The following is a 14,353-nucleotide window of genomic DNA, read 5'->3' as shown; positions in this document are numbered from 1 at the left end:
CGGTCGTCCGTCGTCCGTCGCTCCTCCGCCGGTCGTCGGTCCGGCAGTGCGCCGACCCGCGGCGCCGCGTCTACCATGGGGTTTCGGCGGCGTCCCAGGTGTCAGACGAGTTGCGCAATCTCTCTGCGCTTCGTATCCTGCGTATTTGTTGTGTGTCTTGACGCGTGCCCGATGCGGGTGGGCGGCCACACGACGATGTGCCGGGGTGTTTCCAGCATGTGCGTCCTTTGCGGCTCGTGTGTGGACCCCGGTCTCCCGGAGCGCCAGGTCGGATGATCCTCTGATCGGCGCAAGCAGGATTTCCGCTGACGCTCGTCCCATGTGGGCGGGCGAGGATCGAAACCGCTGAAAGTCGACGAGAAACGAAGGCTGACGACCGTGCGCACGTACACCCCTAAGCCCGCTGACGTCCAGCGTCAGTGGTACGTCATCGACGCGACCGATGTCGTGCTGGGCCGTCTCGCCAGTCAGGTCGCGCAGCTGCTTCGGGGCAAGCACAAGCCGATCTACGCGCCGCACCTCGACACCGGTGACTTCGTCGTCATCGTGAACGCCGACAAGGTGTCGCTGTCGGGCAACAAGGCGGAGCGCAAGAAGGCCTACCGGCACTCCGGTTACCCGGGCGGGCTCCGCTCGGTGACCTACACCGAGCTGCTGGCGAAGAACCCCGAGCGGGCGGTCGAGAAGGCGATCAAGGGCATGCTGCCCAAGACCTCCCTCGGCCGGAAGATGTTCGGCAAGGTGAAGGTCTACGCCGGGCCGGACCACCCGCACCAGGCGCAGAAGCCGGTCCCGTTCGAGATCACCCAGATCAGCCAGATCGCGAAGTGACACCCGCGCCCGCGGGCGCGGTACGAGACATGAGGCCGCCGGGGCACCCGTCGAGACGGGCCAGCCGCCCTGGCTAGAACACCCCGAGGAGAACCGTGGACGACACCACCGGCGCCGAGAGCGTCGAGCTCGACTCGTACGAGGACGCTCCGTCCGAGTACAGCACCGAGACCCCCGAGGCCGCCGGCGAGAGCTACCTCGGCCAGCCGGTCGCGACCGGCCCGGCCGCCGGCACCGGCCGCCGCAAGCAGGCCATCGCGCGGGTCCGCATCGTCCCCGGCAGCGGCCAGTGGAAGATCAACGGCCGCACCCTGGACCAGTACTTCCCGAACAAGGTGCACCAGCAGATCGTGAACGAGCCGTTCGTGCTGCTGGGCCTGGAGGGGCAGTTCGACGTGCTCGCGCGCGTCAACGGCGGCGGCACCACCGGCCAGGCCGGCGCGCTGCGCCTCGGCATCTCCCGCGCGCTGCAGTTCGCGAACATCGAGCACCGCCCGGCGCTGAAGAAGGCCGGCTTCCTCACCCGCGACGCCCGGGTGCCGGAGCGCAAGAAGGCCGGTCTCAAGAAGGCCCGCAAGGCTCCGCAGTACAGCAAGCGTTGATCGACGGTACGAGCCGTCGCACCCCGTGGCCTCCACGCGGCCGTTCCGCGTGGGCGGCGCGGCGGGTGCGGCGGCTCGTCCGCTTTCCGGGGTCATCCAGTCTCATCGGGAGTTGAACTGTGGCTCGTCTGTTCGGGACCGACGGCGTGCGCGGGCTCGCCAACCGCGACCTGACCGCCCCGCTCGCCATGGACCTGTCCGTCGCCGCCGCGCGGGTGCTCGGCGAGGAGGGCGAGTTCAAAGGCCATCGTCCGCTCGCCGTGGTCGGACGCGACCCGCGGGCCTCCGGTGAGTTCCTGGAGGCCGCCGTCGTGGCGGGCCTCGCCAGCTCCGGGGTGGACGTGCTGCGCCTCGGCGTCCTGCCGACCCCGGCGGTGGCGCACCTGACCCACGCGCTGGACGCCGACCTCGGCGTGATGCTGTCGGCGTCGCACAACCCGGCGCCCGACAACGGCATCAAGTTCTTCGACCGCAGCGGCTACAAGCTGCCGGACGAGATCGAGGACCGCATCGAGGCGCGGCTCGGCGAGGCGTGGGACCCGCCGACCGGCGCCGCGGTCGGCCGCGTCCGGGAGGCGCACGGCGCCGTCGAGCAGTACGTCGCGCACCTGGTGTCCACGGTCAAGGTGTCGCTGGACGGCCTGCGCGTCGTGGTCGACTGCGCGAACGGCGCGTCCTGCGACGTCGCGCCGGAGGCGCTGCGCCGCGCCGGCGCCGAGGTCTTCACGATCGGGACGGCGCCGGACGGCCTGAACATCAACGCGGGCTGCGGCTCCACGCACCTGGAGGCGCTACGGCGGGCCGTCCGGGAGTACGGCGCGGACGTGGGCATCGCCAACGACGGCGACGCCGACCGCTGCCTGGCCGTGACCGCGTCCGGCGAGATCGTGGACGGCGACCAGATCATGGCGATCCTCGCCCTCGACCTGCGGGAGGCGGGCGCGCTGCCGTCCGACACCGTCGTCGCGACCGTGATGTCGAACCTCGGCTTCAAGCTCGCGATGCGGGAGGCCGGGATCACCGTGGTCGAGACCGCGGTCGGCGACCGGTACGTCCTGGAGGCGATGAAGGACGGCGGCTTCGGGTTCGGCGGCGAGCAGTCCGGCCACGTCATCATGCTCGACCACGCGACGACCGGCGACGGCGTCCTGACCGGCCTGCACTTGGCGGCCGCGATGGTCCGCCGGGGCCGTCCGCTGGACGAGCTGGCCAAGGTGATGACGCGGCTGCCGCAGGTGCTCATCAACGTCAAGGACGTCGACAAGACCCGGGCGAAGACGTCCGCGGAGCTGGCCGAGGCCGTCGCCGCCGCCGAGGCCGGCCTCGGCGAGACGGGCCGTGTCCTCATCCGGCCGAGCGGCACCGAGCCGATGGTCCGCGTGATGGTCGAGGCGGCCTCCGAGGAGCAGGCCCAGTCCGTCGCCGAGCACCTCGCCGGAGTGGTGAAGACCGCTCTCGGCTAGCGCTCCCCGGTGCTAGTGCTCGTCGATCTCCAGCCGTCCCACCTTGAGGTGCTTGATCTCGACGGTCCCCGCCTCGAGGTGGGCGATGACGGCGCGCTTCACGACGAGCTTGCCGATCGCGACGGCGCCGATGGCCAGCGCGCCGAGGGCCATCGAGCCCACCGCCAGCGACCCGAGCCCGTTCCCGAGCCGGACGGTGAGCCCGGTCGCGGACGCGCCGGTCACCTCCGCCCCGGTCGCGCGGGCGCCGACGCCCCGTTCGGTCCGGACCTTCGGCCGTTCGTCGGGCGTGCCCTGCTCGTCCACGTCATCGCTCATCGGACGAGCATATTCGGCCGCGAGCAGCCGCCGGGAGCCGCCGCCGGGGTCAGCCGCCGCACAGGTCGAGCATGATCTTCTTGTCTGCGCTGGTGACCGGCAGGTCGTACTTCAGGGCCACCTGCGCGAAGCGGACGCTGTAGGAGCAGCGGATGCGCTTGTTCGGCGGCAGCCACGACGCCGGCCCGGAGTCGCTCTTGGCGCCGTTGAGCGGGCCGTCCACCGGGATGAGGTTGAGCGGGTCGTTGGCGAGGGATTCGCGCTTGCCCTTCGTCCAGCGCGACGAGCCCATCTGCCAGCTGTACGACAGCGGGATCACGTGGTCGATCTGCACGGCGGTCGCGTGCGCCTTCTTCCACTCGATCGTCTTGCCGGAGTACGGGTCGTGCAATGTGAGCGAGACGACCACGCAGTTGGACCCGGACCGGTAGCGGACGTCCTCGCCGTCGCGCTTCAGCAGGTCGTTGCGGGTGTCGCAGCCATTGCGGGCGAACGGGACGTCCGGGGCGTTGTCCTTCCACGCGTAGCCGAACTTGTCGCGGTCGTAGCCGGTCTTCGGGCCGCGCCCCTTGGTGGCGACCTTCGCGATGAGCGTGCGCGCCTCGTCCCGGTCGCCGCCGGAGGTGATGGCGGCCAGGCCCGGCTTGGTGCCGTCGGGGTTGTCGAGCGGGCTGGTCGCGTCGCCGTCGCTCTGGCCGGACGTGGCACCGCCGGGCGAGGCGGACGGGTCGCCGATGCTCAGGTTCCCCTCGCAGCCCGACACCGCCAGCGGCACGGCGAGCGCGAGCGCCGCCGCGGCCAGGAGCCTCTTGCCCGGTTCAAACCGATGGCCGGGGTCATGCCGAGTCGGGGCGCGTCGCGTCATGCCGTCACCGTCCTGGGGGTCGTTTTCGTCATATTTCACCAACGAGGCTGCAAATAGTCGATCAAAGCGCATGTCCTGCCGTCCCGGTCACACGACCCCTCCGTTTACGGCACGATTGGCCAGTGCTTCATCTGAGAGCGATCGTCCCGGCGGACCGGACCGACGCGGTCTGCGCGGCACTGTCCGACTGCGCGGGCGCCACCAACATCGTCGTGATCGGCGGCGCCGCCCGGTCCCCGCGCGGCGACCTCGTGACCGCCGACGTCGCCCGCGAGTCCGCCAACGAGGTGCTGGACGCACTGCGCGCCCTGGACGTCCACCGGGACGGCTCCATCGCGCTCGACAAGGTCGACCTGACGCTCTCCGAGACCGCCGAGGAGGCCAAGGAGCGGGCGCCCGGGCACGGCGACGACGCCGTCGTCTGGGACGAGCTCGACCGCAGCGTCAGCGAGGGGACGGCGCTGACCTGGTCGTTCATCGCGTTCCTGGCCCTCGCCACGCAGCTGGCGGGGATCGCCGCGCTGATCGACTCGCCGGTGCTGGTGGTCGGCGCGATGGTCCTCGGCCCGGAGTTCGGCGCGGTCGCGGCGATCTGCTACGGGCTCGTCCGGTGGCAGCCGGCGCGCATCGTGCAGGCGGTGCGGGCGCTGGTCGTCGGATTCGCCGTCGCGATCGCGATCACCTACGTGTGCGCCCTGGTCAGCCGGTGGATCGGGGTGATCGAGCTGGACCGGCTGCCCGCCGAGCGCCCGCTCACCGCGTTCATCTACAGCCCGGACCGCTGGTCGTTCATCGTCGCGCTGCTGGCCGGCGGCGCCGGGGTGCTGTCGCTCACCGCGGGCAAGTCGTCGGCGCTGGTCGGGGTGTTCATCTCGGTCACCACCGTGCCCGCCGCCGGGAACCTCGCGGTGGCGATGGCGCTCAAGCACGGCAGCGAGATCACCGGCTCGCTGCTCCAGCTCGCCGTCAACTTCGCCGGGATGATCATCGCGGGGGCGCTGACGCTGCTCGTCCAGAAGGCGCTGTGGGAGATCGTCCTGCGGCGGGGGCGACGTCCGGCGGTCGGACGTCGTACTTAGGTCGCGGCAAGACCAGACGAAAGGCTGCCCCGCATAGCACTTGAGGGGGACGTGCCGCCCGGCGGCGGCCGCTAGGTTCGGACCATGCCGATAATCGCCACCCAGGGCCTGACGATGAGGTTCCCCCGGGTGACCGCCTTGGACGACCTGAACGTGGCCGTCGAACCGGGCGTCGTCGGGCTGGTCGGAGCCAACGGGGCCGGCAAGTCGACGCTCATCAAGATCCTGCTCGGGCTGCTGCCGCCGACGTCCGGCACCGCGACCGTGCTGGGGCTCGACATCGCGCGCGAGGGCCTGCGGATCCGGGAGAGCGTCGGATTCATGCCCGAGTACGACTGCCTGCCGCCGGACGTGTCCGCGACCGAGTTCGTCGTGCACATGGCCCGCATGTGCGGGCTCCCCCCGACCGCCGCCCGCGAGCGCGCCGCCGACACGCTCCGGCACGTCGGCCTGTACGAGGAGCGCTACCGTCCGATCGGCGGCTACTCGACCGGGATGCGCCAGCGGGTGAAGCTCGCGCAGGCCCTCGTCCACGACCCGAAGCTCGTGTTCCTGGACGAGCCGACCAACGGCCTCGACCCGGCCGGGCGCGACGAGATGCTCGACCTGATCCGCCGCATCGGCGCCGAGTTCGGGATCAGCGTCCTCGTCACCTCCCACCTGCTCGGCGAGCTGGAGCGGGTCTGCGACCACGTCGTCATCATCGACGGCGGGAAGCTGCTGCGGTCCCAGGCCGTCGAGGCGTACACCGCCGCGAGCGGCGTGCTGACCGTCGAGGTCGACGAGGGGCGGGACGTGCTCGGGCGGCACCTCTTCGACCAGGGCGTGTCCGTCCGCCCCGAGGGCCGGTTCCTCATCGTCGACATCGCCGGCGAGACGACCTACGACCTGATCCGCGACGGCGTCGCGGGCCTCGGGCTGCGGCTCATCCGGATGGAGCAGCGCCGGCACCACATCGAGGAGGTCTTCCAGACCGGGCCGCCCGCGCCGCCGGCCCCCGCCGGAACCGTCCAGCAGGGAGCGCCGCGATGAGCACCAGCACCATCCACGACATCGGCTACCGCCACTACGACGGGCGCCGCAACGGCCGCGCGTACGTGCTGCGGTCGCTGTACGTGCACAACCTGCGCGCCGCCTTCGGGCTCGGACGCCCCGCGCGCGCCAAGATCATGCCGTTCCTGCTGGCGGCGATCATGCTGCTGCCGGCCGCCGGGTCGGTCGCGGCGTTCGCGTTCAGCAAGCAGCCGGACGCGCTGTTCCGCTACGCGTCCTACGCGAACATCATGCAGGTCATCGTGGCGATCTTCCTGGCCACGCAGGCGCCGGTGCTGGCCTCGCGGGAGGTGCGCTTCCACGTCATCCCGCTGTACTTCTCCCGCCCGGTCGGCCATCTCGACTTCGTCCTCGCGAAGTTCGCCGCGCTGACGACCGCGCTGTTCGCGCTGATGGCGGTGCCCGTCACCGTCCTGTACGTCGGCGGCCTGATCACCAAGATGCCCGATTCGGGCGAGCAGTTGCTGAAGTACCTCGGCGCCCTGGTCGGCTGCGTCCTGTACGCGCTCGTGCTCGCCGCGATCGGGATGGTGGTCGCGGCGTTCACCCCGCGCCGCGGCTTCGGCGTCGCCGCGGTCATCGCCGTCTACATGGTCAGTGCCGCGTTCGTCGGCGCCGTGCAGGGCATCGCCGAGGCCCAGACCAACTTCACCCTGCAGGGCTGGATCGGGCTGGCGACGCCGTTCAACCTGGTGGACATCGTCCAGGTCCGGCTGCTCGGCGCGCAGTCGTCCTCGCCCGGCATCGCACCCGGCCTCACCGGCGGCGCGGTCGCGCTCGCGCTGTGCGCGGTCATTATCGTCGGCTCGATCGCGGTCCTGTACCGCCGGTTCCGGAAGGCGGGGCTCTCATGAGCGAGCGAAGCGAGACGGGGGGTGTGGGGGGTCGTCCCCCCACGGGGCACATGAGCGAGTTGATACTGGAGAACGTTTCTCGCTGGTACGGGAACGTCGTCGCGGTCAACGGCGTGTCGATGAAGGTCGGGCCGGGCGTGACCGGCCTCCTCGGGCCGAACGGCGCGGGGAAGTCGACGCTGATCCACATGATGGGCGGGTTCCTGGCGCCGTCGTCCGGCAGCGTCACGCTCGACGGGGAGCCGATCTGGCGCAACCCGGGCGTCTACCGCAAGCTGGGGCTCGTCCCGGAGCGCGAGACGGCCTACGACTTCCTCACCGGCGAGCAGTTCATCGTCGCGATGGCGAAGCTGCACAAGCTGCCCGACCCGGCCGCCGCCGCCCGCCGCGCCATCGGCCTCGTCGAGATGGACTATGCCGCGGGGCGCCCGATCGGCAACTACTCCAAGGGCATGAAGCAGCGCATCAAGATGGCGTCGGCGCTCGTGCACGACCCGCCCGTCCTCCTGCTGGACGAGCCGTTCAACGGCATGGACCCGCGCCAGCGCCTCCAGCTCATGGACCTCATCACCCGGATGGCCGAGGAGGGGCGCACGATCCTGTTCTCCTCGCACATCCTGGAGGAGGTGGAGCGGCTCGCCAGCCACATCGAGGTGATCGTCGCGGGCCGGCACGCGGCGTCCGGCGACTTCCGCAAGATCCGCCGGCTGATGACCGACCGGCCGCACATCTTCCTCGTCCGCTCGTCCGACGACCGCCGGCTCGCCGCCTCGATCATCGCGGACGGCTCGGCCCGCAGCGTCCAGCTCACCGACAAGGGCCTGCGGATCGAGGCGGTCGACTTCCAGCGCTTCACGCTCCTGCTCCCGCAGGTCGCCCGCGACGCCGACGTGCGCCTGTGGGAGGTCTCCCCGGCGGACGAGTCCCTCGAAAGCGTCTTCTCCTACCTGGTGGCCCGATGAACCCGACGATTGCGATGATCACGTTCCGGGCGATGCTCGGGCGCAAGCGCGCGCTGCTCCTGCTGGGGCTGCCGCTGATCCTGCTGATCCTGTCGGTCGCGCTGCGCGCGGCCGGGCAGAACGACCTGGACGTCTCCGCCGACGTCATCCAGCAGTTCGGGCTCGCCACGCTGCTGCCGCTGCTCGCCCTGATCGCGGGCACCGGCGTGATCGGCCCCGAGATCGACGACGGCCAGATCATGTACGTGCTGACCAAGCCGATCCCGCGCGAGGTGATCGTCCTGACGAAGCTCGTCGTGGCGATCGTCCTGACGACGGCGTTCGCGACCGTCCCGACGCTGCTCGCGGGCCTCATCCTCACCGGGACGACCGCGCAGCTGACACCCGCCTTCGCGGTCGGCGTCCTGGTCGGAGGCGTCGCCTACAGCGCGGTGTTCGTCGCGCTCGCCGTCGCGAGCCGCAACGCCGTCACGATCGGCCTGCTGTACGCGCTGGTCTGGGAGTCGCTGCTGGGCAGCTTCGCGCCGGGCGCCAAGTCGGCGTCCATCCAGCAGTGGTGCCTGTCCGTCACGGACGCCCTGACGGACGCCTCCCCGGTCACTTCGACGGTCGACCTGCCACTGGCGATCACCCTCCTCGTCCTGGTCACCGCCGCTGCGACCCTCCTGGCCACCTTCCGCCTCCGCACCCTCCCGGTCGCCAGCGCCGACTGACCGCGCCCAGCCGCCACCCGGGGGACGCGGTGATCAGCGGCGCCTGGCCGCGGGGCGATCCGCGGGGCGGGGGCGGGGTCAGGCGGTCAGGTGGGCTAGGTCTGTCAGGAGCTCTGAGGTGGTCACCGGGGGTAGGGAGCCGAAGGGGTGTGCCTGGCCGGAGTAGCGGCCCGTCATGAGGATGACGCGGGTGATGGTCTGCTCCGGGTACTCCGTCGGGTCGGCGACGCTGATGCCGGGGTCGAGTTGCACCATGACGTGGCGGTCGTCGGGGGTGAACAGGGAGATCTCGCGGCGGACGCCGCCCGCCTCCCGTTCGCCCAGGCGCCAGCCGCGGGACGTCATGCCGAGGCATGTGCCGAAGTGGGTCGTGCGGCCTTCGAAGCGCGTCAGGCGGTTCGTGGTGCGTTCGTCGTCGGTGAGCGTGTGGACGGGGCGTCCTAGCTGCGCGAACGGTTGGAGGAGTTCGTAGTCGGCGAAGACCGAGGACCAGGCGGCGACGGCGTCCTCGCCCAGGACGAGGGGGTGCGGGAGCGTCACCGGGCCGTCCAGGGCGAACTCGTCGTCCGCGACGTCGGCGAGGGTGCCGTCCTCGGCGATGCGGAACGGGGTGCCTCCGGCCGACCAGACCAGGCGGCAGGTGATGTGCCGCAGTAGCGGGTGGGCGGCGAAGAGGGTGCGGAACTCGTCCGGTGTCCAGGAGCGGGCGGTGACCATTGCCCGCTCAAGGCGCTTGATCTGGTCGGCGGCTACCGTCCGGGCCTCCTTCTTGAGGTCGGCGAAGCGCTTGTAGGAGGCGGTGGCGAGGGTCTCGTCGTCCTTCACGCCGGGTTTGGGCAGGGTCTTGCGCGGCTTGCCGCCGTCGTCGGTCACGAACGGCTTGAGGCCCTCGTCGAAACCGACCGTGAAGCGGCGCGGGCCGTAGTCGAGGGTCAGCGAGCCTTCGGCGTCCAGGCCGAGGTCGGGGACGAGCCGGTCCGCCAGTTGCTCGGGGCTCAGCCCGCGTTCCCGGGCGATGGCGTTGAGCCGGCCCTGCGCGCGGGTGCGCATGTGCTTGGCGGACGCGGCGCGGCGGGCGAGCCGGTCCAGGTGGCGCAGCAGGTCGTCCGGCGGGGCGTCCATCGACATGAGGACGTCGAGCGCCGTCAGGCCCGTGAACGTCCACACGTAGTAGTTGTCCCAGCGGGCCATCCGGTCGGCGAGCCGCGCGGCCGTCTGCGCGTCGCCGAGCCGTCCCAGCGCGTACTGGACGCCCGGCGCGGCCCACAGCCCGGCGCCGCGCTCGTTCTCGTACAGCGCCCAGGCGAACTCGGCGAGGGAGTCGGGGTCGCACGCCTCGATGACCTGCTCGCAGCCCGCGTACGGCTCGGCCGGCGAGGAGATGAGCAGCATCGTCACGAAGTGCGCGGCGGCCCGCGCCGGCAGCGCCAGCTGCCGGTCGCGCAGCAGGATCCGGGGGAGTGCGGCGCGCACCCGCTCCTCGTCCCATTCCGGCAGGTCGTCGGGATACCGGTCCAGCGGGTCGGTGCCCAGCGCGCCGATCGCCTCGGCCGCGTCGTCGCCGTAGGCTCGCGCCGCTTCGACGAGGCAGGCGCTGCCGTGCTCGCGGGCGATGAGCGCGAGGCCCTGCTCGGCCTTCGTGCGCTTGGGGCCGGGCTTGCGCAGCGCCTCGGGGACGACGAACGCCGCCGCGGCCGGGCCGTGCCAGCCGAACCAGAGCCGGGCGGCGGCGTCGGTCCGGCCGCCGAGTGCGTTGATCATCGCCTGGGCGGTGGCATCGTCCAGGAACGGGACGAGCGCGTCCGCGGCGGACGGATGCTTCTTGACCGCGTGCAGGATCAACCGGTGGGCGGCGATGCCGCGCCGGGCGGCGAAGTGCCTGTGCGGGATCCGGAACACCCAGCCCGCCCAGTCGTCGTGGTAGCGCGCGTCGGCGAGGAGCTCGTCCGCGAGGTCGCCGGGCCCGTCCAGCACCAGCCGGTAGTACCTGCGGGCGCGCTCCCCGCCCCGCGGGTCGTCCAGGGCGGCGCCGCTGCGGAAGTGCTCCGCCACCGCGGGCCAGTCGGTGTCCTGGGGGAGCGGCTCGTAAGCCTTCGTGAAACCTTCCTTGGCCCGCAGCCACTCCTCGCGCAGTCCGGGCGGCCAGGACTCGGTTGCCGGCGCCTTCGGACGCTTCAGACCCGTCAGGACGACCGGCTCCGCGCCGCGGCTCGTCCGGCGGGTCCACGGCGGCTCGACGAGCAGGCGGGGGAGTGCGGCTTCGGTGGCGTCATCGATGCGGGGGGCGTCGTTCATGGGTCCAGTCTCGCGGGGTCGTCACGATGTTGTGATCATGATGCCCTTTTCCGGGAGCGGTCCGGGACGCCAGGATTCGGGCGCACCCCCGAGCCGTACTGGAGCAGCCATGGCCAACCCTCCCTACCAGCCCTACGCGCCGTTAGCCCCCGACATCGTCCGGCCGCCGCGCGTCGCGGCGGTCTTCGCGCTCACCGCGCTCGGGGCCAACGCGCTGGTGCTCAACGTCATCGCCGTGGTGGCGGCGGCCGACATGATCAGCGGCGGCGGCGAGCTGTCGGAGGGCGCCTTCGCGGCCGTGGGCGTTTCGCAACTGCTGCCGCTCCTGGCCGCCTCCGTCGCCGTGATCGTGTGGCTGTGGCAGGCGCGCACGACCGCCGATGTGATCAACGAGCTGCCCGACACGTGGGGACGGCCCTGGATCATCTTCGGCTGGATCGTGCCGATCATCAGCTTCTTCGTGCCGCGCAGCATCGTCAGCGGCGTCTGGCGTGCGAGCGCGCCGCACGCCCAGTCGAACTGGCCGGTGAACGCGTGGTGGACGGCCTGGCTCGTGTACCTGATCGGGTCGAGGGTCCTCGGGCTGCAGGACGGCGGCGGCAACGGCACCGTGATGCTCCCGGTCGTCTGCGAGATCGGGGCCGTCGCGGCACTGCTCGCGATGCTGGTCATCTGGCGGATCACCGGCTACCAGGAGGCGCAGGCCGTCCGCATCCGCGAGGCCATCGCCGCCCCTCCCCCCGGCCCCCGGCCCGCCTGACCGCCGTCCTGGCCGAAGCGGCGCGGGTTGCCCGGCGCCGCGGGGTTTCGGGTATGCCGCTCCACACGCCGAAGACGAGCCGCACCGGTCCGGATGAGAGCGGATCCGCGGCCTGTCGAGGTGTGCCGTATCCCGCCGGTGTGACCCGTGTTACAACGGCTGGAAGGTCGTCGATCGTCCAGACCAGGGAGTGTGCACCCATGTCAGTCACGCGCCGCCGGCTCCTGGCGGGGACGGGCGCGGTGGGGGCGGGCATCGCCTTCACCGGCGCCGTCGAGCAGCTGTTCGCCGGGAGCGCCGCCGCCGCGCCCGCCGGCCGCCACGACGGGTACGGGCCGCTCGTGCCCGACCCGGACGGCCTGCTCGACCTGCCGCGCGGGTTCCGCTACACCGTCCTGTCCCGGGAGGGCGAGCCGCTGCGCTCGGGGGAGGGTGCCGTCCCGAGCCACTGCGACGGCATGTCCGCCTTCCCCGGACGCGGCCGGACGTGGCTCGTCCGCAACCACGAGAACCGCCCGGACGCCGAGCACCGGGTGCCGCCGGTCGAGGGCGTCACCTACGACCCCGAGGGCCTCGGCGGCTGCACCGCGCTGGAGGTCGACCGCGCCGGGCGCGTGCGCACCGAGCGCGTCGCCATCGCCGGGACGGCCGTCAACTGCGCCGGCGGCCCGACCCCGTGGCACACGTGGCTGACCTGCGAGGAGACCGAGGACAAGGCGGGTACCGGGAACTACACCAAGGACCACGGGTTCATCTTTGAGGTCGACCCGTACCGGCAGGACCGGACCGTCCCCGAGCCGCTGGCCGCGATGGGCCGGTTCCAGCACGAGGCGATCGCCGTCGATCCGCGCGACGGCACCGTCTACGAGACCGAGGACGCGTTCGAGAAGCCGTTCGGGCTGTTCTACCGGTTCCTGCCGGAGAAGCCGCGCGGCGGGTTCGGCAGCCTGCGAGCCGGGGGCCGCCTCGAAGCGCTCCGCGTCCCCGACGTCCCGGACCTGTCGGTCGTCCAAGAGCCCGGCACCGTGTTCGACCGCGTCGAGTGGAAGGAGGTGCCCGACCCCCTGGCGAAGGAGACCGCGATCCGGTTCCAGGACTTCGGGCCGGGCGGCATCACGCACGCGCAGAAGCTGGAGGGCTGCTACTGGGGCGGCGACCGCGTCTACTTCGTGTCGAGCTTCGCGAAGACGGCGGACGGTTCGCGCGCCGACCACTTCGGGCAGGTGTGGTCGTACGAGCCGCGCCACCGCCGCCTCACCCTCGTGATCGTGTTCGGCCCCGGCACCGACGTCCAGAAGCCCGGCGAGTCGCCCGACAACATCTGCCTGGCGCCGCAGGGCGGCCTGATGGTCTGCGAGGACGGCAACGGCGCGCAGCACGTGTTCGGTGTGTCCCGCCGCCGCACGGTCTACCCGATGGCCCGCAACCGGCAGAACATCGGCACCGAGGACGAGCCCGAATGGGGCGAGTTCGCCGGCGTCACGTTCTCCCCGGACGCGAGAACGATGTTCGTCAACGTCTACACCCCGGGCACGACCTTCGCCGTGACCGGCCCCTGGCGCTGACCGATCGCGGGCTCCGCCCGGTCAGATGCGGCGGAGGCGGACGCGCTGGATGCAGTGGTCGCGGTCCTTGTGCAGGACGAGGGTGGCGCGGGCGCGGGTCGGCAGGATGTTGGAGACGAGGTTGATCTCGTTGACGTCCCGCCACACGCGCTGCGCGAACGCGGCGGTCTCGTCCTCGTCCAGTTCGTGGGCGTACTTGTGGAAGTAGGAGCGCGGGTCGGTGAACGCGGTGCGGCGCAGCGCGAACAGCCGGTCGATGTACCACTGCCGGATGTCCTCGACCCGCGCGTCCACGTAGATGGAGAAGTCGAAGAAGTCCGACACGCCGAGGGTGCCGGCGGGCGGCGCCTGCAGCACGTTCAGCCCTTCGACGATCAGGATGTCCGGCCGCCGGACGGTCTGCGCCGCGTCCGGCACGATGTCGTACTCCAGGTGCGAGTACACCGGGATCGACGCCTGCGCCGCGCCCGCCTTGATCTCGGACACGAACCGGACGAGGGCGCGCCGGTCGTAGGACTCGGGGAACCCCTTGCGGTCCATGAGCCCGCGCTCGGACAGGACGGCGTTCGGGTACAGGAAGCTGTCGGTCGTCACCAGCTCCACGCTCGGATGCTCCGGCCAGCGGGCCAGCAGCGTGCGCAGCAGCCGCGACGTCGTCGACTTGCCGACCGCGACGCTGCCCGCCACCCCGATGATGAACGGGGTGGGCGCCACCTCGCCGCCGAGGAAGCCGCTGACGGTGTCGCGGAGCCGCCCGTCCCCCAGGAAGAACAGGTTCAGCAGCCGGGACAGCGGCAGGTAGACCTCCTCGACCTCGGTGATGTCGATCGGGTCCTTCAGGCCGCGCAGCGCCTCCAGCTCACCGGGCGTGAGCGGCAGCGGCGTGCTCTCCCGGAGGCCGCGCCAGGCGTCGCGGGAGAGTTCCACGTAAGGGCTCGGCACGCTGTCCCATCCGTCCGTCATGGGCTGAACACTACGGGGCGGTCCAGCCGG

At 71.7% G+C, this 14,353-nt stretch carries 14 protein-coding genes; 10 read left to right on the top strand and 4 right to left on the bottom strand.

What is annotated here, in order from left to right:
- The first annotated feature begins 378 nt into the window (after nucleotides 1-378).
- The 3 genes from rplM to glmM all read left to right on the top strand — a co-directional run bounded on the left by rplM (nucleotide 379) and on the right by glmM (nucleotide 2,896).
- The gene (gene rplM / locus ABFX46_RS25505) at nucleotides 379-831 is read left to right on the top strand and encodes a 50S ribosomal protein L13 (RefSeq protein WP_346045844.1); all 453 of its coding nucleotides are present in this window, start codon (nucleotides 379-381) and stop codon (nucleotides 829-831) included.
- 95 nt (nucleotides 832-926) lie between these two features.
- Complete coding sequence (rpsI, locus tag ABFX46_RS25500) at nucleotides 927-1,433, top strand: 30S ribosomal protein S9 (protein WP_131944227.1); 507 nt, start codon at nucleotides 927-929, stop codon at nucleotides 1,431-1,433.
- 119 nt (nucleotides 1,434-1,552) lie between these two features.
- Nucleotides 1,553-2,896 (top strand): phosphoglucosamine mutase, encoded by a 1,344-nt coding sequence (glmM, locus tag ABFX46_RS25495; protein WP_346045842.1) that lies wholly within the window; start codon nucleotides 1,553-1,555, stop codon nucleotides 2,894-2,896.
- Between the two features lie 12 nt (nucleotides 2,897-2,908).
- Here the strand turns inward: glmM and ABFX46_RS25490 are convergent, their stop codons facing one another.
- Together ABFX46_RS25490 and ABFX46_RS25485 are read right to left on the bottom strand one after the other, a co-directional pair.
- On the bottom strand, nucleotides 2,909-3,214 hold the full coding sequence (locus tag ABFX46_RS25490) for a hypothetical protein (RefSeq protein WP_346045840.1): 306 nt from the start codon (nucleotides 3,212-3,214) through the stop codon (nucleotides 2,909-2,911).
- 49 nt (nucleotides 3,215-3,263) lie between these two features.
- Nucleotides 3,264-4,079 (bottom strand): HNH endonuclease family protein, encoded by an 816-nt coding sequence (locus ABFX46_RS25485; protein WP_346045839.1) that lies wholly within the window; start codon nucleotides 4,077-4,079, stop codon nucleotides 3,264-3,266.
- Nucleotides 4,080-4,201: 122 nt separating this feature from the next.
- On the opposite strand from ABFX46_RS25485, the gene ABFX46_RS25480 reads away from it, so the two are divergent.
- The 5 genes from ABFX46_RS25480 to ABFX46_RS25460 all read left to right on the top strand — a co-directional run bounded on the left by ABFX46_RS25480 (nucleotide 4,202) and on the right by ABFX46_RS25460 (nucleotide 8,740).
- On the top strand, nucleotides 4,202-5,158 hold the full coding sequence (locus ABFX46_RS25480) for a DUF389 domain-containing protein (RefSeq protein WP_346045837.1): 957 nt from the start codon (nucleotides 4,202-4,204) through the stop codon (nucleotides 5,156-5,158).
- Nucleotides 5,159-5,242: 84 nt separating this feature from the next.
- Nucleotides 5,243-6,190, top strand: a complete 948-nt coding sequence (locus ABFX46_RS25475) for an ABC transporter ATP-binding protein (protein WP_346045835.1) — start codon at nucleotides 5,243-5,245, stop codon at nucleotides 6,188-6,190.
- A complete protein-coding gene (locus ABFX46_RS25470; RefSeq protein WP_346045833.1) occupies nucleotides 6,187-7,065 on the top strand; it encodes an ABC transporter permease in 879 nt (292 codons plus the stop codon). The genes ABFX46_RS25475 and ABFX46_RS25470 overlap by 4 nt, the downstream gene beginning before the upstream one ends.
- Nucleotides 7,066-7,115: 50 nt before the next feature.
- Nucleotides 7,116-8,027, top strand: a complete 912-nt coding sequence (locus ABFX46_RS25465; RefSeq protein ID WP_346045831.1) for an ABC transporter ATP-binding protein — start codon at nucleotides 7,116-7,118, stop codon at nucleotides 8,025-8,027.
- Nucleotides 8,024-8,740: an ABC transporter permease gene (locus tag ABFX46_RS25460; RefSeq protein ID WP_346045829.1), complete on the top strand. Its 717-nt coding sequence runs from the start codon at nucleotides 8,024-8,026 to the stop codon at nucleotides 8,738-8,740. The genes ABFX46_RS25465 and ABFX46_RS25460 overlap by 4 nt, the downstream gene beginning before the upstream one ends.
- Nucleotides 8,741-8,818: 78 nt before the next feature.
- Here the strand turns inward: ABFX46_RS25460 and ABFX46_RS25455 are convergent, their stop codons facing one another.
- Nucleotides 8,819-11,035, bottom strand: coding sequence for a DUF4132 domain-containing protein (locus ABFX46_RS25455; RefSeq protein WP_346045827.1), 2,217 nt, complete (start codon nucleotides 11,033-11,035; stop codon nucleotides 8,819-8,821).
- A gap of 109 nt (nucleotides 11,036-11,144) precedes the next feature.
- On the opposite strand from ABFX46_RS25455, the gene ABFX46_RS25450 reads away from it, so the two are divergent.
- The gene (locus ABFX46_RS25450; RefSeq protein WP_346045825.1) at nucleotides 11,145-11,795 is read left to right on the top strand and encodes a DUF4328 domain-containing protein; all 651 of its coding nucleotides are present in this window, start codon (nucleotides 11,145-11,147) and stop codon (nucleotides 11,793-11,795) included.
- 200 nt (nucleotides 11,796-11,995) lie between these two features.
- Complete coding sequence (locus ABFX46_RS25445; protein WP_346045823.1) at nucleotides 11,996-13,360, top strand: alkaline phosphatase PhoX; 1,365 nt, start codon at nucleotides 11,996-11,998, stop codon at nucleotides 13,358-13,360.
- 21 nt (nucleotides 13,361-13,381) lie between these two features.
- On the opposite strand, the gene coaA is transcribed toward ABFX46_RS25445, so the two are convergent.
- A complete protein-coding gene (gene coaA, locus ABFX46_RS25440; protein ID WP_346045821.1) occupies nucleotides 13,382-14,323 on the bottom strand; it encodes a type I pantothenate kinase in 942 nt (313 codons plus the stop codon).
- Between the last annotated feature and the right edge of the window lie 30 nt (nucleotides 14,324-14,353).

It is taken from the genome of Actinomadura chokoriensis (genome assembly GCF_039529475.1).
GTDB lineage: Bacteria > Actinomycetota > Actinomycetes > Streptosporangiales > Streptosporangiaceae > Spirillospora > Spirillospora bangladeshensis.
Note: the sequence above shows the minus strand (reverse complement) of the source record. Positions and strands in the feature narration are given on the sequence as shown.

Excerpts from the sequence above, each read along its gene's own strand:
- ABFX46_RS25490 (WP_346045840.1), bottom strand. The coding sequence starts at position 3,214 with ATGAGCGATGACGTGGACGAGCAGGGCACGCCCGACGAACGGCCGAAG.
- ABFX46_RS25485 (WP_346045839.1), bottom strand. The coding sequence starts at position 4,079 with ATGACGCGACGCGCCCCGACTCGGCATGACCCCGGCCATCGGTTTGAA.
- ABFX46_RS25475 (WP_346045835.1), top strand. The coding sequence starts at position 5,243 with ATGCCGATAATCGCCACCCAGGGCCTGACGATGAGGTTCCCCCGGGTG.
- ABFX46_RS25470 (WP_346045833.1), top strand. The coding sequence starts at position 6,187 with ATGAGCACCAGCACCATCCACGACATCGGCTACCGCCACTACGACGGG.
- ABFX46_RS25465 (WP_346045831.1), top strand. The coding sequence starts at position 7,116 with ATGAGCGAGTTGATACTGGAGAACGTTTCTCGCTGGTACGGGAACGTC.
- ABFX46_RS25460 (WP_346045829.1), top strand. The coding sequence starts at position 8,024 with ATGAACCCGACGATTGCGATGATCACGTTCCGGGCGATGCTCGGGCGC.
- ABFX46_RS25455 (WP_346045827.1), bottom strand. The coding sequence starts at position 11,035 with ATGAACGACGCCCCCCGCATCGATGACGCCACCGAAGCCGCACTCCCC.
- ABFX46_RS25450 (WP_346045825.1), top strand. The coding sequence starts at position 11,145 with ATGGCCAACCCTCCCTACCAGCCCTACGCGCCGTTAGCCCCCGACATC.
- ABFX46_RS25445 (WP_346045823.1), top strand. The coding sequence starts at position 11,996 with ATGTCAGTCACGCGCCGCCGGCTCCTGGCGGGGACGGGCGCGGTGGGG.
- coaA (WP_346045821.1), bottom strand. The coding sequence starts at position 14,323 with ATGACGGACGGATGGGACAGCGTGCCGAGCCCTTACGTGGAACTCTCC.